This is a genomic window from Candidatus Marithrix sp. Canyon 246 (assembly GCF_001723685.1).
In the GTDB taxonomy this organism is placed as follows: domain Bacteria; phylum Pseudomonadota; class Gammaproteobacteria; order Beggiatoales; family Beggiatoaceae; genus Marithrix.
In genome coordinates, this window is sequence record NZ_MCBX01000018.1 from 1 (window position 1) to 20,691 (window position 20,691).

The window sequence follows — 20,691 nt, forward strand, 5'->3', positions numbered from 1 at the left end:
TTAACTTTAAGATTAATATTCCGCAGTGCCACAGCCTCTCGTTTTGTAAAAGGATGCAAAACAATATCGCTATAAGATTTTAGTAGCGGAAAATTCTTACATAAATTATGGGTTTCTATGGAATACATATTGCAAAATTTCTATTAATTGGATAAACTAGTTTAAAAACATAACAGGAGAAACTTACATGTCAGCAACTTATGATGAAGATCTTTATACTTGGTCATTAGAACAGGCAAGCCTATTGCGGGCACATAAGTTTGACCAGATTGATCTTGAACACATCATTGAAGAAATAGAAGATATGAGCAAATCAGAAAGACGTGCCTTACAATCTTTTTTGGAAACTCTGCTTATGCACCTGCTGAAATGGCAATATCAACCAGCCTATCAAGGTAGAAGCTGGAAATTCACCATTATTGAACAACGCAAACGTATCAAAAGCCATTTAGAAGAAAATCCGGGTTTAAAAAGCAAACTGCCTGATTTGATTGAAAAATCTTATAGTTATGCAATTACAAGTGCTGTTCGTGAAACCGGGTTTGCTGTTAAAATATTTCCACAACAATGCCCATGGTCATACGAACAGTTTATGAATCCAGATTTTTGGCCGTTAAATTAAAACGGATTAAAAGACCTGACAGGTCTAAACTTTCTACTTCTTTAGCGCAAACTAAATTCTTTACAATCAAGGCTTATCCAATTGGTACTTTGCCAAGGATCGCCTTTTGCTGTCATTATTACGCCGCAGCCAAAATATTGACCTTTTTTCCAGCCGGTGGGTATTTGATACTGGGGTATTGAGAAGTTTTTATATACTGCTTCATAGCGATCTTGGGCTTGATTGTATAACATTTCTATTTGTGTTCTGCCAAAGTTGGTTTGTTCTCCTTGATATTCTCCTTCTTGATTTATATATTGTTTAGCGGCATTATTTCCATCACGACTGCTATATATTCCATCACCATCATCATCTAATTGTGGAACTTGTTTGCTTTTTATTTCTGCTACTGCTGCTAAAAAGGCTGTGTTTATATCATAACCTCGGCGTAATGCAGGAATTAGTGTCTCAGAAAAATTTGAAGTATTCCATGTAAATCTTGCCATTTGTGGGGATTCATGTAAATGATATTTTCATGCTTATAAGCTCTGCTAAATAGTGTTGTAAATAATCACTAAAAACATGACTTTTTATTGCTTTTTATGTTATATTAGCTGCATTAATTTAATTAAACTATCAACATGGTCAAAGGCGCGGTGGTAAAAAAGCAAAATAACTCATTAGTAAACTATGAATAAAACAATAACTTTGCAATCTATTAAACCAAACAACCCCTTATATGAGGAGTGTGGCTCGTTGTGCGTGATATCCAAGCAATTGTATAACGTAGGACTTTATGAACTTAGACAAACATTATTTAATCATAGTGAGTTTCTAAATTACAAGGTTCTTTATCAGCAGATGAAAAACAACGAAAACTGGACAGCCCTACCAAGGAAAATCTCAAACAAGGTTTGGAAGCAAGTTACAGGCAATTGGTCACATTGGTTAAAAGCATTAAAGGAATATAAAAAGAATCCCAGTAAATTTACTGGAAGACCAAGATTACCTAAATATAACAAAGCCATGAACATTGTTACTTATGAGCAAGGAGCTTTAGGAACAAGAGGATTATCTGAAAATAAGATTAGGCTATCCAAAACCAACATAATTTTAGACACATCGTTGATTAAAGGAAAAGTTAAAGAAATTAAGATAATTCCACAAAAAGGTAAATTCATCATTAAAGCAACCTATACGGAGGAAATGAAAAACAACAAATTGGATTACAACAGGATAGCGGGAATTGATTTAGGTTTAAACAATTTAATGACTGTAGCAACTAACCAAGCTGATATTGTGCCCATCATGGTCAACGGCAGAGCATTGAAAAGTATAAATCATCACTGGAACAAACAAAAAGCTAAACTTCAATCAAAGCTCAAAAAAGGCATTTTTAACTCACACCAAATTAACCAACTGACTGAAAAACGTAATAATAAAATTGATACTTATTTACACGTTGCCAGCAGAACCGTTGTTGATTGGTTGATAAAGAACAACATTGGTACGTTGATTATTGGCAAAAATGCACAATGGAAAACAGGTATCAAGATTGGTAAACGAAATAACCAAAACTTTGTACAACTACCTCATGCCCGACTGATAGAACTTGTAAAATACAAGTTTGAACAACAAAATGGAATAGTTGTCATCAATGAAGAAAGTTATACGTCTAAAGCCAGCGCTTTAGACGGAGATGAACTACCCAAGTTTTCCAAACGCAGCAACAAAAAACCTGATTTTTCAGGCAAGCGAGTAAAAAGAGGTTTATACAAAACCCTGCAAGGTTTGTTGATTAATGCAGATGTTAATGGTGCATTAAATATCATCAAAAAAGTAGCCAAGAATTCATTAGATGACTTGGTATCGGATAAGCAGTTTATCCATCATTGCGCCACGCCTAAGTTTTTAAAATTAGATGTGGCATATCAATAAAATAACAAAAAGTAACATTTTTTGTAACTGTTCTATACATACGTAATGCTAAATCGTTGCTGTAAGGAAATAGGCTATTTTGTTTATGTGCGCCGCTGGCTGCAATTATTATGGCATATTTTTCATTATTAGAAGTTACTGGTTCAAATGTAGCAGTAATATTCTTATTAGCGTCCATATTAATTGTAATGTTTTCATTGGAACCATTAGCATCACCACGGAAAGCTTTGAATTTATAAGCTTGATTTGGTATTGCGGTTAAATTTACTGTTTCACCAGAATTATAATTTTCTTTGTCAGGAGAACGTGAAATGCTACCACCATTTCCAGAAGATGTTTATAAGGTAAAATTATATAAGCAATTTGTATTTTTGTCTTTACAAACATTATTATTATTAAAAGAAAGTGTCTCTAATTTAGACAAAGCACTAAAATTGGGAATGGTGCCGCTTAGTTTATTCTCATTTAAATCTATCTTAGAAACATCACCATTACTACAACTAACACCATACCAACTACAAGGCGTATTTGTAACATTCCAACTAGTATTGTCTTTCCAATTAGCCCCATCAGTACTATTATAAAGTTCTAACAACGATTCACATTCGCCTTTAGAAATTTCAGTGACTGCATCGCAGTCAGTTGCCGCTTGTATGATTGGACTTATTGCCATCATCAAGATTAATACTACCCAATTGAGCCAGTTGCTCAAGGGTTTATAACATTTAATTTTCATAGTAATCCTCATATATAGATATATAGCTTATGTAAGGTAATTGAAGTTTTATTAAACCTTACTCATAGTATATGAGTATATCATAAAACTATAAAAAATTAAAAATTGAATTATTAAGTAACCCAAGCTACAAAACTACCAAACTTAAGTAATAAATCCATGCTTATATGCAATCCATGTAGTTATACTATGGCAACATCCAGATTCGCCAAAAATAAATTTAATGGACGTAGTCAGGCTGTGAGGCTACCCAAAACATTTAGGTTTGAAGGTAATGAAGTTTATATCAGAAAAGCAGGGAATGAAGTAATTCTATTTTCTTCCGATTTTCTTTCTGAAAGAGATAATGAATTACCACAATAAAGGCAATGTTTATAATGTATATGCTTGATACTAATATATGTATTTATATACTAAAAGAACATCCAGAACATATTAGAGTCAAATTCAATCAAATTGAACAAGTTCATATTTCATCTATTGTTTATTCTGATTTAAAATTGGTATTAGTCTCGCCTCTTTAAAAGAGGCAGAAAACTTTAGAACCAAGCTCGAACACCAACCACAAATTGCGTATCTTGAATCTCACCATCAGTCATCAGTCATATATTGTTTTAACCAATTTATTCCAATATATGGTGCTTATGACTGCCCAATTACGAGTAGGTGTCGGCTGCATATCTCCACGCCAACCTAGTTGTAAATCCCAATAGGGCGAAATGGCACGACTGTAAAGCAATTGTAATTCTGCTTCCCATGCTAGTGGATTGCCCTCATCAGCTTCACTAATTTCTAGTTTATCAATCATGAGCTTAGACAATAAAGGATCAGCTTCCATATCAGCAAAAGCTGGTTTTAAACATACTAAACGCACCTCGCGAAACATACCAGACATATGATAAAGCAAATGGCAATGATAAGCCCAACGCCCCTTAGCATCTACAGTTACACGATAACTGATTTTAGAACCCGGTTGTACGATAACCGTATGTTTACGTGGAATATGTTGATTATCACCAGTTTCCAAATCACTCCACAATCCATGTAAATGAATAGGATGATTCATCATCGTATCATTAACTAAAGTAATACGTAGGCGTTCACCATATTTCATAACTAATGGTTCAGCATCCGCAAATTTGACACCGTTGATTGACCACATATAGCGACTCATATTACCAGTTAAATGTAATTCAATTTCGCGTTCAGGATCGCGAGGATCAGATGTAGTATGCAAATGACGTAAATCGGCATAAGTACATGTGGTCCATATTCCTTGTGCGAAAATCGTATAGGCTCTATCATCTTTTGGCTCCACAATCACATCATAAGTTTCTGCCACACCAATACGGAATTCATCAATCGAAATGGGTTCAACATACTGCCCATCCGCAGCTACAACTGTCATTTTCAAGCCCGGAATACGCACATCAAAAAAAGTCATTCCCGGCACCCCATCCATAGCATTAGGTAAAATAATACCATGCCAATGAATAGAACTAGTTTCAGCGTCACCTGCTCATCCTCACGCCAACGTAATATCGGTGCTGGCAAGGAACCATTAACAGTTTGTGAACCAATGTTTAGTTGAAAATAAGTACAGATTAAATGAATTTAGGAGGGTAGATAAATATTGACTAATTTATCATTGAAGAATTGAAAAATGGCAGGTAATAACGCATAAAATATGCAACAATGTCCAAATGATTGTTCACAACAATCATCAAATACATCAATAGTAGAATGGCAAGACATATCCATAAATGGCTTTGCCCATCCTGCTATTAGTAGTGAAGTTATTAGTATATATAAGATGACTTTTTTTGACATTATGAATGTATCATACCATATCATTGTTTCACATTCAAAATTCTGATTCAGACAATTAATATGCAATTGTTGGGCTTTCTGTCATCAGCCGAACCTACTATAATACAATCAATTTCATCCTCTGATAAGCCTAAATCCAATATATGGTGCAAATTATTGATGAATTTCATAAAAATGGAACCCCTTTTGAACATCAAATTGCCCTTAATAATCTAAACGCCGATCAAATATTAACCTGTTTAGATTACCCAGCTTATTTTGATTTAACAGCTCAAAATTTACCTAGCAATAAAAACGGTATTCTACAACAGTTGGAAGCCGAAAAAATGATTAGAAAAAATCAAGCTGGGCAGTGGGATATTTACAATTTAGGGGCTATTTTATTTGCTAAAGATTTGGCATTTTTTCCTGAACTTAGACATAAAGCCATTAGAGTGATTCAATATGCCAATAGTAGCCGCACCGAAACTGTGCGAGAACGGGAAGAAAAGCAGGGTTATGCTATTAGTTTTTTTCAGGCAGTTGATTTCATCAAAATTTTAATATAAAAGGCACTTCACCAATGGTATAAATTTTTGATCATCGTATAGAAATGATCAATACAGGTAAACCATTAGTTGATCCTCAACGTTTTTTAGACATTCCGCCTCAGTCGCGTAATGAAGCATTAGCGGCTTTTTTGCGGCGTATTGAAGTTTGTGAAGAACGTGGCAGTGGTATTGATAAAAACACATCATTATCCATTACCAGCTCCACAGTTTGAAGTACTAGAAAAACATACCCGTGTTACGCTTTCGGCAACCAAGACTTTTGCTAAAATGAGCCGAGAAGAGCGAATCATGACTTGTTATTTTCATGCTGGTTTGAAATATATAAATAAAAGCTATATGACAAGAACCTCTTTGCGCCAACGTTTGCGCTGTAGCGATAATGCGGCTAAACAAGTAATTGCACAAACTTGTGAAAAATCTTTGCTTCGCTTAGCAAATCCTGAAGCTAAGCGAAATTTTCAATATTTGCCTTATTGGGCATAAACCTAATAATTTCCTTGAGTAATTCATTACATATAACTACACTATCAAGATAGCCTTGACAGTCTATATCAAAATTATATCTGTATTCTTCTGCACAGACTGTAACCACCATTAAATCACTGCGATATTTGGATTTATTTGTTTTAAATGCGGTTGCTTGAATAACTTCTTCTAATAATTTATTGAGTTTATGTGATTTAGAATATGAGCCAAACTGACTTTTAGTTTCTAAAATATGCTTAAAAAAACATTCAAACATTTGTTGATAATGGAAACAGTGAATCGAACAATCTTCAATATTGCTACTATTTAACAGATCCAGAGCTACTGCATGTTCCCATGCTTTACCGCTTAGATTTTTGGTATTTTCAAAATCTTTAAAAAGTTCTTGATATATCATATTAATGATATAATATCATATCATTGTTTAAATTTATTGAAAATTAAAAATATGAGTAATGTAAAACATTGTAAATTATTAATTTTAGGTTCTGGACCAGCGGGTTATAGTGCAGCAGTATATGCCGCTCGTGCCAATTTAAACCCTGTTATTGTTACTGGTTTAGAGCAAGGTGGTCAATTAATGACCACAACAGATGTAGATAATTGGCCGGGTGATAATGATGGTGTGCAGGGTCCAGATTTAATGGAACGTATGCGTAAACATGCAGAACGTTTTAATACTGAAATCATTGTAGATCATATTAAAAAAGTCGATTTACAACAGCGTCCATTTACTTTAACCGGTGATTCTCAATATACTTGTGATGCTTTAATTGTTGCTACTGGTGCATCTGCTATGTATTTAGGTTTACCTTCGGAAGAGGCTTTTAAAGGTAAAGGAGTTTCAGCATGTGCAACTTGTGACGGATTTTTCTTTCGTAATCAAAAAGTTGCTGTCATAGGTGGTGGTAATACAGCGGTAGAAGAAGCACTTTATTTATCTAATATTGCATCACATGTAACCTTAGTCCATCGCCGTGATTCTTTACGTGCAGAAAAAATCTTGTGTGATCATCTTTTTGCAAAAGAAAAAGAGGGTAAAGTCACAATTATGTGGAATAATGTACTTGACGAAGTATTAGGAGATAATTCTGGCGTAACAGGAATGCGTATTAAAAACGTAAATGATGCTAGTACTCAGGACATTGATTTAATGGGTGTATTTATTGCAATTGGTCATAAACCAAATACCAATTTATTTGTTGATCAAGTAGAAATGGAAAATGGTTATATTGTCACTAATAGCGGCAATAATGGTAATGCACAAGCAACCAGTATTCCCGGAGTATTTGCCGCTGGTGATGTATGTGATCATATTTATCGTCAAGCTATTACATCTGCTGGTAGTGGTTGTATGGCAGCCCTAGATGCAGAAAAATATTTAGATAATTTGGGATAAAAAAAACCTGACAGGTTTTAAAAACCTGTCAGGTTTTAAAAAAATTTATTTTTTCGTATTTAAATCAATCATTGATACTTTTCCGATAAACTTCTAAACCTTCAATACGAGTAATCCAAGCTGAGGAATCAACATAAGCTAATTTCATATAGTTTCCCGAAATCCTATTAACCAGTATTACGCATACCTGCTGCAATTGCATTAATTGAGCGTAGTAGCAGTTCAATTGATGGTGAATGTGTGTCTGGATATTCGGCTATGTATGAGCGGTGCCGCTGTAGTAATATTATTTGTACATGGTTTAATGGATCTATTATCGGATCGCGTCTTGACATTGAAAAACGTAACATTTCTCTTTCTTGGATTAGTTCTTGAAGTTGTGCGACTTCTAGTACTTTTTCGCAAGTTTGTTCATATTCTTGTCTGATTTTATTGTAAATTTCTGTAGCCGCTGAATCATGACTGAGTTGAGCATATTCTTTGGCTGTTTCCATGTCTGCTTTAAATAATGCCATTTGTACATTACTTAGCAAGGCGCGGAAAAATGGCCATTTTTTATACATTTCTTGTAATAGCTTAGTTCCTTCTGGATTGGTTTCCATAAAGGTTTTTAATGCAGTGCCAATGCCATACCAAGCTGGTAATGTATAACGTGCTTGTGCCCAGCCAAATACCCACGGTATCGCGCGAATCGATGATTTAGAACGATCAGCAGTTTTTCTGTGAGATGGGCGTGAACCTATATTTAGTTGTCCAATTTCTTGTACTGGTGTAATTTCATAAAAGAAGTCTAAAAATCCTTTTGTATGATCTGTCAGATCACGGTAACTTGTTTCTCCAGCTTTAGAAATTGCTGCCATTGCTCCCAGATAGTCATCACTATATTCGCCTTGTTGACGAATTACACCTGTACTAGCTTTTAGTAAACCTGTTACACCTACCCCAAGTTCATAAATTGCTGTTTCTATATTACTGTATTTGTTAGACAGTACTTCGCCTTGTTCAGTAAATTTAATATGACCTAATACTGTATCAGGTGGTTGTGACATGATGGCTTCGTGTGTTGGTCCGCCGCCTCTGCCAATAGTACCACCACGACCATGAAATAAATAACATTCTATGTCATGCTGTTTGGCTATTTTTATTACTTTTTGTTGGGCGTTATATAGGCTCCATTGTGATGACAGAATGCCACCATCTTTACAGGAGTCTGAATAACCTAGCATCACTTCTTGTTTGTTGCCAGATACTTTTAGTAGTTTGTTATAAACGGGATTGTCAAATAAATCAGTTAATACGCGATCAATATGAGATAAATCTTCTATGGTTTCAAATAAAGGTGAGGTATGAATATCACATTCATAATCACCAAATTCATTTTTACGAATTAATTCAGTTTGATGTGCTAATAATATGACTTCTAATACATGACTAGCTTCATGAGTCATTGATATTATATATGCACCAAAAGTTTCTGTTCCACACTCTTCCCGCATTTGTTTCATCACTTTGAAAACTTCTATAGTTTTCAGAGTTTCTTCAGACAGTGAAGCTGTGTTTATTTCCAGAATCTGTTGTTGCTGAATTAATTCAGTTAGAATGGCTTGTTTTTGCTGTTCAGTCTGATTTATGTATGCAGTTTCTGGTTGTACTTGTTGAAGCAACTCGTGAATTGCTTGACTATGTACAGTAGATTCTTGACGAATATCGAGGTTGAATAATCCAAAACCACAACTTTCTACTAATCTAACAAAATCTTTCAGTTCAGCGTTTGCAATATCTTCATCTTGATGGGAAACTAAAGAATCATGAATTAGATATAAATCATTGAGTAAATCTAAAGTGCTACTATAACCAGATGAGGGAATATGACAGTCTTCTCCATTTAATCTGCGTTCAACTATTTGCAGAGTTTTGGTGAGACGATATTCCATTATATAGAGCTTTTGTCTATAAGGTTCATTGTTTTCACGAGTACGTTTATCATGAAAAACAACATCACCTACTTCTCTGTCATCCATTTCCAGAGAGTGGCTAAAAGCGCGGGTAGGTTTACAGAATAAGGCTGATTGAGTTAAAAGATGGCGTAATTCCTGAACGCGCTGAATATATTCACGCAATGCTTCGCCCATTTGCATACGTACTGCTTTACGGGTAACTTCAGGTGTAACAAATGGATTTCCATCACGATCACCACCAATCCATGATCCAAAACGTAAAAAACTAGGAATCGTTATATTTTTGTTATAAACACGTTCAATTGATCTTTCAAAATTGCGATAGACTGCTGGAATGGCTTTAAATAAACTAGCTGAAAAGTAAGATAATCCATATTTAATCTCATCTTCTACAGCAGGTTTAGTTGGTCTAACTTCATTGGTTCGCAACAGTAGTTGAATTTGAGTTTTCAGCTTTTGTTTTAGTTGCTTTCTTGCATAGTCACCAATTTCAGGTTGATACATCTGATTAATGGTAAGAAACAATCGACGTTGGGTTTCCATTAGAAGACGACGACGCGCTTCAGTAGGATGTGCGGTAAATACTGGGGTATAACGAAGTTGTTTAACTAGGCGTTGCAGTTCATTTTCGTCAATTCGATCTGCTTTTAATTCAGTTAGAGTTTGAAAAAAAGAACCTTCCCAATCTATTTCACCTTCAGTACGTTTTTTTTCTCGTTGTTGATATAAGAAATTTTCTTCTACTATATTAGATAGTGTGTACAAAGCGTTGAAGGCGCGAATTACTGTTTCCAAACTTTTACTATCAAGTTCAGCAATTACATTCATCATGTTTTCACGTACAATATTATTATTTTCTATACGTAAATCACGATAACCTATACGAAGTTGTTCAACTATATCGTATAACTGATCACCTGCTTGTTGTTTTAAAACTTCTCCAAGCAATGAACCAAGCTCTCGAATTTGGTGTTTCAAGAGATCAAGTTCAGATTCTTGAGTTATGGTTTTTGTCATATTTATTTATATGATGTTAAAAAATATATGATTTTACCATATTTTCAATATAGTTTTTAAGTCATTGTTATATAATGTTAAAAAAAAAAAATTAAAAAAAATCAATTTTAGCCTGACCTGTTTATTTGTTTAAGCATTCTAGTGTTTTATTTATAAGGAATTTATATGCAATATCATATTTTATTTATAATATGTATAAAATTTATATATAGTAGGGTAGCATTTGCTGAGATTGTATTAAATGGTAGTGCTTTAGATGGTCCTAATTTTGTCATTGAGGCTAATATGGGTCAGCAATATGGTGGTAATTTATTTCATAGTTTTGATCAATTTAATATTAAGCTTAATGAACGTGCTACTTTTTCTGGACCAAATAGTGTCACTAATATTATTAGTAGAGTTACAGGTGGTAAAACTTCTACTATTGATGGTGTTTTGGAATCTACGATTCCAGATGCTGATTTTTATTTGATCAATCCGGCGGGTATTGTATTTGGTGAAAAGGCTGAACTTAATGTGCAAGGTTCTTTTTATGCTAGTACGGCTGATTATTTGCGTTTAGGTATAAATGGAAAATTTAATGCTACTCATCCAGAGGATAGTGTTTTAACAGTCGCACCACCTAGTGATTTTGGTTTTTTAGGATCAAATCGCGCCCCGATAACTTTTGAAAATACCACTTTATCTGTAGCTGATACTTTTGGTATTACTGCTGGTGATATTAAGCTTACTAATAGTCGTTTGTCTGCACCAAATATTGTGATTCGTGGTGAAAAATTTTGGGCAAAAAATAGTCTTATTCAGGCTAATACTAAGATTAGTATTGCTACTACAGATTCAATTCATTTAGCAACAGACGCTGTTATTAATATTGATAGTTTTGGTAATATTTTTCTTGATACTGTTGATTTCCTTATAGAAGCTAATGGTTTAATTGTCGGTAATAGTTATCAAGATGGTGCTGCCGCTGCTATTAATATAAAGGCTCATAATATTGTTATTAAGGATCAGGCTTCAATTAATGCTGATAGTTATGGTTCTGGTAAGGCTGGCAATGTCAGGATTGAGACTAATCAGTTTGACATGATTGGTGATACACAAATAACTGCCGCTAATAATGTTGGTAATATTACGATAATTGCTGATGAAATTACAATGGCTGATGATGCCACTATAAATACTATGAGTTATTTTAATCAATTTAACGCTGGCAATATTAAAATTGATGCTAATAAATTATCTATGACAGATAGAGCTTGGATCATTAGTAGTTCATTTAATCATGGTAAAAGTGGATCAATTAATATCCAAACAAATGACTTGAATTTAAATTATAAAAGTGCTATTAGTAGCATGAGCTTTGGTAAAGGCAATGCTGGTGATATAACAATACGTGTACATGATGCTATTACTATTACTGAAGCGGCTGTGGTAGCCAGCGGCACCACCGGTAGTGGTAATGTTGGTAATCTTTTTCTGATTTTACCTCATGATCAAATTAATGCCGCTGAAAAAGTTAGTTCTATTACTCAAGCAAAAAATGTTGTTACTGATGAAATTGCTGATATTCTAAATCTGGCTCAAAAAGGTGGTAAAGCTGGAAATGTTTTTATCATTAGTGATGAATTATTAGCTATAAAAAATGGAGCAATTGCTTTAAATGAAGAATTATTACTTACAAGCTGTACATTGTCTAATGGTAAATCTGCTTTTATTGTGGAGAAACGTAATGGGCTTGCAGATGCTTTTAAAGATTAATAAGCATATACAGAATGATGTAGGGTGGGTAGAGCGAGAGCGAAACCCACCGTTTACGACAAGGTGGGTTTCGCTTTCGCTCTACCCACCGTTTACGACAAGGTGGGTTTCGCTTTCGCTCTACCCACCCTACAGATATTACAATTTAATTATTTTTTTACTTTTCTTACCGTTTAATGTTAATGCTGTTTATGATCAGTTGGCTATTGATATTATTCCTAATTCAAAACAAGTATGTATTGAACCTGATAATACAGGTAATGATAAAACTTATTTAGCTAGTTATAACCATGAATTGAAAGCAATTCCAAATCATTATCCTAAACCAAATAATGAGGAATCCTGTTTTACTTTGGGTTCAGATGATATTTATGCTGGTGTAGGTGAAAATGTTGATGAAATAATAAAGAACAAAAATTACGCTAAAATTTTTGATCCTACTCTAATTCAAAAAGGAGGGCAAAAAGAATGGACAATAATGGTTTATATGCTGGGTTCTGATTTAGAATCGCGTGGTAAAGCCGCTAGTAAAGATATTATGGAAATGTTAGCTGGAACAACTAACAGTGCTAATTCTATTAATGTGGTTCTTACAACTGGTAGTTCAGAACGTCTTGGTTGGAAAACTTTGAAGCGTATTTATATTGAAAATGGGCGACGATATGTGCTGGATGATTTAGGTAAACAGAAAATGGGCAATCCTAAGACGCTTAGTGGTTTTGTAAATTGGGCAAAAGAAGAGTTTCCAGCTCAACATTATGCCTTAATTCTATGGTCACATGGCGGTGGTTCTAGTGGTTTTGGTGATCAAAAAGATCATATGAAGCTGAGAGATTTAAAACAGGCATATGAAGATATTGATAAACAATTGGATGTAGTTGCTTATGATGCTTGTTTTATGGGTGCAATTGAAGTGGCTGAAATCACAAAAATAGTAGCAAATACTATGGTTGCCTCTGTTGAAATAATACCAGAACATGGTTTTGATTATGAATATTTTTTAAAACAGTTAATCAAAAATCCGCATTTAGAACTTGGTGAATTAATTAAAGCTGGCTATATCGAAAGCAGTAAAGATGATAAAACACCGATTACAATTAGCGTCACTGATCTTACACAATTAGATTCTTTTGATAATCAACTGAAACCATTAGCTGAAGCATTTAAAGCATTAATGGAAAAACAGAAACTTCAACCATATCAAGCTTTAAGTGATGGATTAATTAATTCTCCGGGTTATCCATTGGTTGAAACTGGTAAGCTCAAAGATTTTGGTACAGACGATATTCGTATTGATCTTTATAGTTTTATAAAAAATATTGGTGAAAAATTATCTTTAGATGTTGAACCATTGTTAAGTCATATTACAGAAATGGTTCAGTATGAAGGTAATCAAGATGCTGGGCATTTTAGTATTAATATTGGTAGCGACGAAAGTTATTTACACCTTTTACCTCTAGCTTATAGGAATATTAGAGATGCTTTAATTGCTTATGATGAACGTAAAAATCAAGATTTTTATATTCCTAGAAGCAAAAATACTTGCTATAAAGGTTATATTTGTGCTGATGCTCAATGGTTAGAATTGCCAGCAGATGAGATATTTGGTATTGAAGCCTATTTTGGGCAATTATCTGAAAACAATAGAGAAGATATTTATCTTATAGATAAAAACTTCTATCAACCTCAAAAAGAAGATTTACCTGTTTATGGCAAGGATGCTTGCCAATATCAAATTTGTGTTGATGAAGACACATGTCAAAACATTACTTTAACTAAACAAAATGAGCAACTTTTAGCTAATATAAAATTAAATGGTTCTGATGCTATATTGTCTTTTTGCCAGAATGATAATGAAAGATGGTCAAGTTGTGGAGTAACATCAGAAATAGTAGGTGGATGGGGACGCTATGATAAACTTTATCCAAATGATAAAATTGTACCAATTAGCTTACATCGTCAAACTCAAAAATTGCAATCACAATTAGAAAGTGAACTTATAGTAGCTAAAGAAGAGCCGGTTTATTTAAATACTAATTGTGAGATTAACAAGGCTATGATTTCTGTAAAATATTATGGCACAAATCAAAAACCTAAATTTGAACGCTTATGTGATAATGGGGATTGTTTTTGTGAAGAAGATAGTTATGATCCCGCTTGTCAAGAATTAAATACTAAGGCAGGTGTATTTTTAAAGAAGTAACCAACTAGAAAGACCTGACAGGTTTTAAAAACCTGTCAGGTCTAAAGGCAATAATAATGAATTTGTTACAAATAATCTACGAGAAAGACCTGACAGGTTTTGAAAACATGTCAGGTCTAAAGGCAATAATAATTTTACTTGGATTACAACATCAATTAGTATTTGCTTTTTCAGATATTTATGAACCTGACAATAAGCGCGATCAAGCAAATATCCTTTATATTAATAACGATCAGCGTCAGCAACATACTTTACATAGTTTAACTGATCAAGATTGGTTTAAATTTTATGCTAATGAGTTAGATACATATGAAATTTCACTAAAACATGGGGCTGACATTGATCCGATAATTCAAATCTATAATGAAACATCATTGATAGAAGAAAAAAAACAAGGTGATTGGAATGCTCCTTCACAAGGTTTTTATTATTTTAAAGTGATTGATCAGAACACTAAAGAAATGCCTTGTCGTAAAGAGATTCAATATGAACTTGAAATCAATACTGGTGGTAAACCAACTTTTTATGGTCAAATTCAGGGTTATATTAGAGATGCTATTTATGGAGATTCTGTTGAGGATGTAGTTATTTCAAATTCTTGTCGTCGCAATTACTTTGTTCCTAGTGATAAAAATGGTCATTATATTTTACCTAGCAACAAAGGTAACTGTGAATTAATAGCAGAAAAAGAGGCTTATAAACCAATTATATGTAATGTAGAGATTCCAGAACTGACTCCTATACAAGTTAATTTAGCCTTATTACCGATAGATCAAAAAATACCTACCCCTTTTACTTTTAAACAAACTTACCATAGAGGAGAAAGATTACATGTAGAAATTGACTCGAAGCTATTATCGCCACAAACTTGTGTGCGTTACTATTTTGGAATTGGCTATCCAAATGGACGCTTATTTATCATTGCAGATAAAAATAAATTAGAGCTATTAAATCCTAATGCTCCAATTGCTTGGATTAGCAATGATAACATTTTAATTGATATGCCAATAAACGAAACTATGCCTAATGGTGAATACAAACTTTATATTCTGCGTTCAGCAGAAACTATCGAACAAGCCCTCAAGAATATTCATAAAGGTGAATGGAATGTGGGCACATTTAAAATAAATTGAGGAATTTAGAATGAAAAAGAAAATATACTTTATATCAATGTTTTGGCTAATATGCCAGTCTGCATTCGCAGATTTTAATGGACACGAAAATGGTGTTAGATCCATTGCAATTTCAAATAATTTGTTACTTTCTGCCAGTAAAGATCAAACTATAAAAATCTGGGATATTAATACTGAAACCGAAATTCGTACTTGTTATGGACATGATAATGATGTCACTTCAGTCAGCTTTTCACCTGATGGTAATCAAGCTATTTCAGGTGATTTAGATGGCATTATAATTTTATGGAATATTAGTGATTGTCAAATAATTCATAAGTTTACAACCGCTGGAACTGAAGTAAAATCAGTATCTTGGTCTGCAAATGGACTTTATGCTTTATCTGCTCATGATAATGGCATGGTGAAATTATGGGATATGGATGCTAAGCAAGAAATTCGTACTTTTGCTGGGCATACTGATCAGGTTAGTGATGTTAGTTTTTCTCCTGACAGTAGCAAGGTTTTATCAGCTAGTAAGGATACAACAATAAAATTATGGGATGTAGAAACTGGAACAGAAATTCGTACTTTTTCTGGGCATACAAAGTGGGTAGTATCAGCGGCTTTTTCATCTGATGGTTTATTTGTTGTTTCTAGTTCATTCGATAATACAATTAGACGCTGGAACATTCAAACTGGAGAACAGATAATTGTTTCTGATAAGATTTGGGCTTCAGATGTAAGTTTTGTACAAGATAGTAATTTTGCAATATCTGGTGGTAAGGATCAAATACTGAAAGTATGGAACCTAGAAACAGGGCAAACTATATGCGATTTTCAAGGGCATACCGGAACAATTACTTCAGTGACAGTATCAAAAGATAATACAAGCATTTTCTCTGCTAGCTCAGATAAAACTATCAAACAGTGGCAAATGTGCGAACTTCCAAAAGAATCATTAGGTGCAGCGATAATTATTGCCGCTGGTGGAGCGCAACGTTCTAATACTTTATTTCCTTATAGTAATGAATATGCAGAACGTTTATATCATATAGTCAAAAAGCGCGGTTTAACTGATTCTGATGTTCTTTATATGAATCCTAAAGCCCCTGATCTTAATGATGATGGACATCCAGACTATGATTTGCAAGATTATAATTTATTTGATCCAGAAGCAGATATTAAAGATGCCTTTGCACAAGCGGCTAAAAATTTACAAGCTGGGCAACAATTTTTATTATATGTACATGGTCATGCGCGTAAAGATAATATAAACATCACACCAGCTTATGAACTATCAGCTTTAGAATTAAATAGCTTATTAGATACTTTACCTAAAGGAATACAACAAGTCATAATTTTGGATACTTGTTATTCAGGTTCATTTATGGATGAACTAAAAGGCGTAGAAAATCGTATTGTTATTACCAGTACAGATGCTAATAGTTTAACATGGCAGGTATCTTATGCTAGCTTTGCTGATAAATTGTTAAGACGATTGGAAAAAGGTGAGAGTTTTGGTAAATCCTTTCAACAAGCAGAGAGTACGATACTTGCTGATTCACTTATTTTTCAAGGGCAACGCCCGTGGTTAGATGATAATAGCGATGGACAATATCTCAATGATGGTCAATTGGCTGAAAAAGTATTTTTAGTCCAACCCGGCATACATTCTGCTCTACCAGCAAAACTTGAAGTTCATCCTATTATTAGTTTAGAAAATGATGTAGCGGCAACGATTTGGGTAAAAGTCAATTCTAAAAGTGAGAATGGAATTGCTAAAGTACGAGCAGTATTAATTAAACCTAATTTTGTCAATACTGAATATCAAGGTTTAAATACTGATTTTGGTCGTGAAGAAATTGAACTTATTTATAATGCCGCTCAAGATCGCTATGAAATCCTTTATGATAGATTTTGGACTAAAGGTATTTGGAATATTAAATATCAAGCACTAGATAAAGATGGTATTTGGTCTGAGATTAAAACTGGTGAAGTTCAACAACTTACTGATAATATTACTGATACTAAGATAGATATTGCCTTAAATAAAAACATCTACAAACTTAGTGATGACATCAATTTGAATGTTAGTCTTAATGCTAAAAATCAAACACTTGATGCTTATTTAGCGATTATATCACCCAATAATGTTATTAACGTTATTAATGCGGAGGGTGAGTTTAGTCAAGAAATTAAGCCTTATCAACAACTCCTATTAACAGAACAAAAAACCCTGTTTATTCACACACAACTTGCAGAAAATTCACCATTAGGTGGCTATATGGCTTGTGGTGTATTAACTGATGCAAATGATCCAATCAAATTGGATGGTAGTAATTGGAAAGGTTTTAATTGTTCTAGTTTTAAAGTGGAATAAGTAATTTTAATAGACCTGACAGGTTTTAAAAACCTGTCAGGTCTTTTACCAAGGAAAAATTATGAGATTATCAATAATATTGTGGCTAATATGCCTTTCTGCCTTCGCAGATGATTCAATAAAAACTTTTAACGGACACGAAAATGGTGTCAAATCAATTGCTATTTCAAATAGTGGTCAATTAGCTATTTCTGCCAGCAAGGATCAAACAGTAAAAGTCTGGGATATTAATTCTGGAACTGAGCTTCGTACTTGCTATGGACATAATAATGATGTCACTTCAATTAGCTTTTCACCTGATGGTAATCAAGCTATTTCAGGTGATTTGGATGGAACTATAATTTTATGGGATATTAATACTTGTCAGGTACTTCATAACTTTTCAAATGAAAGTGAAGTAAAATCAGTTGCTTGGTCGCCTAATAATGCTTATATATTATCAGCTCATGATAATAACATGGTCAAACTATGGGATACAAATACCAAGCAAGAAATTCGTACTTTTATTGGACATACTGATCAAATCAGTGATGTTAGTTTTTCGCCTGATAGTAGCAAAGCATTATCAACTAGTAAGGATACCACTATAAAGTTGTGGGATGTTGCAACTGGGCAAGAAATTCGTACTTTTACTGGGCATACAAAATGGGTGGTATCAGCCGCTTTTTCATCTGATGGTGTATTTGTAATTTCTAGTTCATGGGATAACACAATCAGACGTTGGAATATTCAAACTGGAACACACAGAGTTTATTCTGATCAAACTTGGGTATTAGATGTTAGCTTTTTCCTTGATAGCAATTATGCTTTATCAGGTGGCAAAGATCAAACTCTGAAATTATGGGATTTGAATGCAGGAAAAAGCCTATGTACTTTAAAAGGGCATAAAGGGACTATTACTTCAGTTGCTGTCTCAAAAACTAGTAATATATTATTATCAGGCAGCTCAGATAAAACATTGAAACAATGGCAAGCTTGTAAAATACCACCAAAAGCTGACTTTAGTTATTCTAAGAAATCAATGACAGTAACATTAGATGCCAGTGCATCCAAAGCTGTTAATGGTAATATTATTGAATATAAGTGGTCAACATCAGATGGTCAAACAGGTTCAGGAGTTACAACTAGTTTGACTTTCCAAGCAACCGGTAATTATATTATTACTTTAACTGTTACTGATAGTAATGGTATGACTTCTCAATTACAAAAACAAGTGGATCTGAATCCAGATCAATTGGGCAAAGCAATAATTATTGCTGCTGGCGGGGCACAACGTGGAAATACTTTATTTCCTTATAGTAATGACTATGTGCAACGTATGTATAACTTAGTTAAACAACGCGGTTTAACCGATTCTGATGTTTACTATATGAATCCTCAAGCACCTGATCTTGATGATGATGGATTTCAAGAAGATCATTTACAAGATTTTAATCTATTTGATCCTGAAACTGATATTAATAAAGCATTTACAGAAGCGGCTAAAAATTTAAAAGCTGGACAACAATTGATCTTTTATATACATGGTCATTCACGTAAAGACTCTTTTAATATTACACCAAATTATGAATTATCAGCTGCAAAATTGAAAGAGTTATTAGACTTAATACCGGCTGGTGTGCAACAACTGATCTTTATTGATACTTGTTATTCTGGCTCATTTTTGAATGAACTAGCAGGGGTAGAAAACCGTATAGTAATTACTAGTACAGATGATAATAGTTTAACATGGCAAGTAACTGAAATGAGTTTTGCTGATAAATTATTAACTCAATTGCAAAAAGGAGAAAGCTTAGGTGGAGCCTTTACATTTGCTAAACAATTTATACTGAATAATACCAAGTATTTTAGCGGGCAAACACCTTGGTTAGATGATAATAGCGATGGGCAATATGTGGATGATGGCAGATTGGCTGAAAAAGTATTTTTAGTTAAAGGTGGTATTCACGGTGCCCCACCACCAGAGCTTGAAGTTCATCCTCGCATAGTTCTAAAAGATCAACAAATATCAACTACTATTTGGACCAAAGTTACTAGCCCAACTCATGATAAAATACGCAAAGTGCGAGCAATATTAGTAAGACCAAATCTGGTAAATGCCGAATATAATGGTATGGAAACTGATTTTGATCGTGAAGAAATTGAACTCATTTATAATGCTGCCCAAAATCGTTATGAAATTGTTTATGATAAATTTTTTATAAACGGAGTTTGGAATATTATATACCAAGCAAAAGATACGGATGGCTTTTGGTCTGATGTCAAAATGGCAGAAGTAGAAATAAATAATGTACCAGAGAAATTTATAAAATTATTTCTAAATAAAAGTAGCTACAAACCAGCTAGTGAACAAAATTTAACTGTTGATGTTTATAGCAAAGATCCAATTCAAGCGAAAATGTATTTAGGTATGATATTGCCTAATGGTGGAGGTGTTAAAACATTGATTCATCCATATGAGAAATTTGGTAAAGCCAATCAAATTAATCCTTATATACGAAAACTAAAAATCAACCAACCAAAAACCTATTACATCAAATCACTTGTTCCTAAAAAGGCAGCAGCAGCAGTTAGTGGTTATATGTTCTGCGGAGTATTAGTGCCAGCGGCAGAAGATATTAAAATGGATGGGAGTAATTGGTTAGCTTTGGATTGTACTGGGTTTAAAGTTCAGTAGTTTTAACCAAACCTGACAGGTTTTTAAAACCTGTCAGGTTTA

19 protein-coding genes and 1 pseudogene are annotated in these 20,691 nt (G+C 33.7%); 14 read left to right on the forward strand and 6 right to left on the reverse strand.

What is annotated here, in order from left to right:
- Nucleotides 1–187: 187 nt before the first annotated feature.
- Nucleotides 188–622 (forward strand): DUF29 domain-containing protein, encoded by a 435-nt coding sequence (locus tag BHU68_RS10355; RefSeq protein ID WP_069471115.1) that lies wholly within the window; start codon nucleotides 188–190, stop codon nucleotides 620–622.
- Between the two features lie 41 nt (nucleotides 623–663).
- Here the strand turns inward: BHU68_RS10355 and BHU68_RS10360 are convergent, their stop codons facing one another.
- Entirely contained in the window at nucleotides 664–1,107 is a 444-nt protein-coding gene (locus BHU68_RS10360) for a hypothetical protein (protein WP_069471116.1), read from the reverse strand.
- 184 nt (nucleotides 1,108–1,291) lie between these two features.
- Between BHU68_RS10360 and BHU68_RS10365 the strand changes: the two genes are divergently transcribed.
- Nucleotides 1,292–2,539: an RNA-guided endonuclease InsQ/TnpB family protein gene (locus BHU68_RS10365; RefSeq protein ID WP_069471117.1), complete on the forward strand. Its 1,248-nt coding sequence runs from the start codon at nucleotides 1,292–1,294 to the stop codon at nucleotides 2,537–2,539.
- Here the strand turns inward: BHU68_RS10365 and BHU68_RS18075 are convergent.
- Nucleotides 2,505–2,861, reverse strand: a pseudogene (locus BHU68_RS18075) (InlB B-repeat-containing protein); the annotation flags it as partial. The gene BHU68_RS10365 and the pseudogene BHU68_RS18075 overlap by 35 nt on opposite strands.
- A gap of 15 nt (nucleotides 2,862–2,876) precedes the next feature.
- Nucleotides 2,877–3,275 carry a hypothetical protein gene (locus BHU68_RS10375; RefSeq protein ID WP_069471119.1) on the reverse strand — a complete coding sequence of 133 codons (399 nt, stop codon included), beginning with the start codon at nucleotides 3,273–3,275 and terminating at the stop codon, nucleotides 2,877–2,879.
- Nucleotides 3,276–3,464: 189 nt separating this feature from the next.
- Between BHU68_RS10375 and BHU68_RS16510 the strand changes: the two genes are divergently transcribed.
- On the forward strand, nucleotides 3,465–3,638 hold the full coding sequence (locus BHU68_RS16510) for an antitoxin (RefSeq protein WP_083234968.1): 174 nt from the start codon (nucleotides 3,465–3,467) through the stop codon (nucleotides 3,636–3,638).
- 5 nt (nucleotides 3,639–3,643) lie between these two features.
- Nucleotides 3,644–3,799 (forward strand): PIN domain-containing protein, encoded by a 156-nt coding sequence (locus BHU68_RS16940; RefSeq protein ID WP_141699486.1) that lies wholly within the window; start codon nucleotides 3,644–3,646, stop codon nucleotides 3,797–3,799.
- Nucleotides 3,800–3,873: 74 nt separating this feature from the next.
- On the opposite strand, the gene BHU68_RS10380 is transcribed toward BHU68_RS16940, so the two are convergent.
- Entirely contained in the window at nucleotides 3,874–4,719 is an 846-nt protein-coding gene (locus BHU68_RS10380) for a multicopper oxidase domain-containing protein (RefSeq protein WP_069471120.1), read from the reverse strand.
- A 243-nt stretch (nucleotides 4,720–4,962) separates the two neighbouring features.
- Between BHU68_RS10380 and BHU68_RS16945 the strand changes: the two genes are divergently transcribed.
- The 4 genes from BHU68_RS16945 (at nucleotide 4,963) to BHU68_RS16950 (ending at nucleotide 6,139) form a co-directional block, all read left to right on the forward strand.
- Nucleotides 4,963–5,151, forward strand: coding sequence for a hypothetical protein (locus BHU68_RS16945; RefSeq protein ID WP_141698812.1), 189 nt, complete (start codon nucleotides 4,963–4,965; stop codon nucleotides 5,149–5,151).
- A gap of 97 nt (nucleotides 5,152–5,248) precedes the next feature.
- A complete protein-coding gene (locus BHU68_RS10385; RefSeq protein ID WP_069471121.1) occupies nucleotides 5,249–5,653 on the forward strand; it encodes a hypothetical protein in 405 nt (134 codons plus the stop codon).
- Nucleotides 5,654–5,697: 44 nt separating this feature from the next.
- Nucleotides 5,698–5,868, forward strand: a complete 171-nt coding sequence (locus BHU68_RS16515; protein ID WP_083234969.1) for an ATP-binding protein — start codon at nucleotides 5,698–5,700, stop codon at nucleotides 5,866–5,868.
- Nucleotides 5,825–6,139, forward strand: a complete 315-nt coding sequence (locus BHU68_RS16950; protein WP_141699973.1) for a hypothetical protein — start codon at nucleotides 5,825–5,827, stop codon at nucleotides 6,137–6,139. The genes BHU68_RS16515 and BHU68_RS16950 overlap by 44 nt, the downstream gene beginning before the upstream one ends.
- On the opposite strand, the gene BHU68_RS10395 is transcribed toward BHU68_RS16950, so the two are convergent.
- On the reverse strand, nucleotides 6,102–6,539 hold the full coding sequence (locus BHU68_RS10395) for a hypothetical protein (RefSeq protein WP_069471123.1): 438 nt from the start codon (nucleotides 6,537–6,539) through the stop codon (nucleotides 6,102–6,104). The genes BHU68_RS16950 and BHU68_RS10395 overlap by 38 nt on opposite strands.
- Before the next feature lie 51 nt (nucleotides 6,540–6,590).
- Between BHU68_RS10395 and trxB the strand changes: the two genes are divergently transcribed.
- Nucleotides 6,591–7,541 (forward strand): thioredoxin-disulfide reductase, encoded by a 951-nt coding sequence (trxB, locus tag BHU68_RS10400; protein WP_069471166.1) that lies wholly within the window; start codon nucleotides 6,591–6,593, stop codon nucleotides 7,539–7,541.
- Between the two features lie 167 nt (nucleotides 7,542–7,708).
- On the opposite strand, the gene ppc is transcribed toward trxB, so the two are convergent.
- Complete coding sequence (ppc, locus tag BHU68_RS10405; protein WP_069471124.1) at nucleotides 7,709–10,516, reverse strand: phosphoenolpyruvate carboxylase; 2,808 nt, start codon at nucleotides 10,514–10,516, stop codon at nucleotides 7,709–7,711.
- 165 nt (nucleotides 10,517–10,681) lie between these two features.
- Between ppc and BHU68_RS10410 the strand changes: the two genes are divergently transcribed.
- From BHU68_RS10410 to BHU68_RS10430, 5 genes are all read left to right on the forward strand, one after another.
- The gene (locus BHU68_RS10410; RefSeq protein WP_069471125.1) at nucleotides 10,682–12,274 is read left to right on the forward strand and encodes a two-partner secretion domain-containing protein; all 1,593 of its coding nucleotides are present in this window, start codon (nucleotides 10,682–10,684) and stop codon (nucleotides 12,272–12,274) included.
- 199 nt (nucleotides 12,275–12,473) lie between these two features.
- Nucleotides 12,474–14,477 (forward strand): clostripain-related cysteine peptidase, encoded by a 2,004-nt coding sequence (locus BHU68_RS10415; protein ID WP_069471126.1) that lies wholly within the window; start codon nucleotides 12,474–12,476, stop codon nucleotides 14,475–14,477.
- A gap of 107 nt (nucleotides 14,478–14,584) precedes the next feature.
- On the forward strand, nucleotides 14,585–15,610 hold the full coding sequence (locus BHU68_RS10420) for a hypothetical protein (protein ID WP_069471127.1): 1,026 nt from the start codon (nucleotides 14,585–14,587) through the stop codon (nucleotides 15,608–15,610).
- 10 nt (nucleotides 15,611–15,620) lie between these two features.
- Entirely contained in the window at nucleotides 15,621–17,972 is a 2,352-nt protein-coding gene (locus BHU68_RS10425; RefSeq protein WP_083234205.1) for a C13 family peptidase, read from the forward strand.
- A 61-nt stretch (nucleotides 17,973–18,033) separates the two neighbouring features.
- Complete coding sequence (locus BHU68_RS10430) at nucleotides 18,034–20,649, forward strand: PKD domain-containing protein (protein WP_069471129.1); 2,616 nt, start codon at nucleotides 18,034–18,036, stop codon at nucleotides 20,647–20,649.
- Nucleotides 20,650–20,691: the final 42 nt, after the last annotated feature.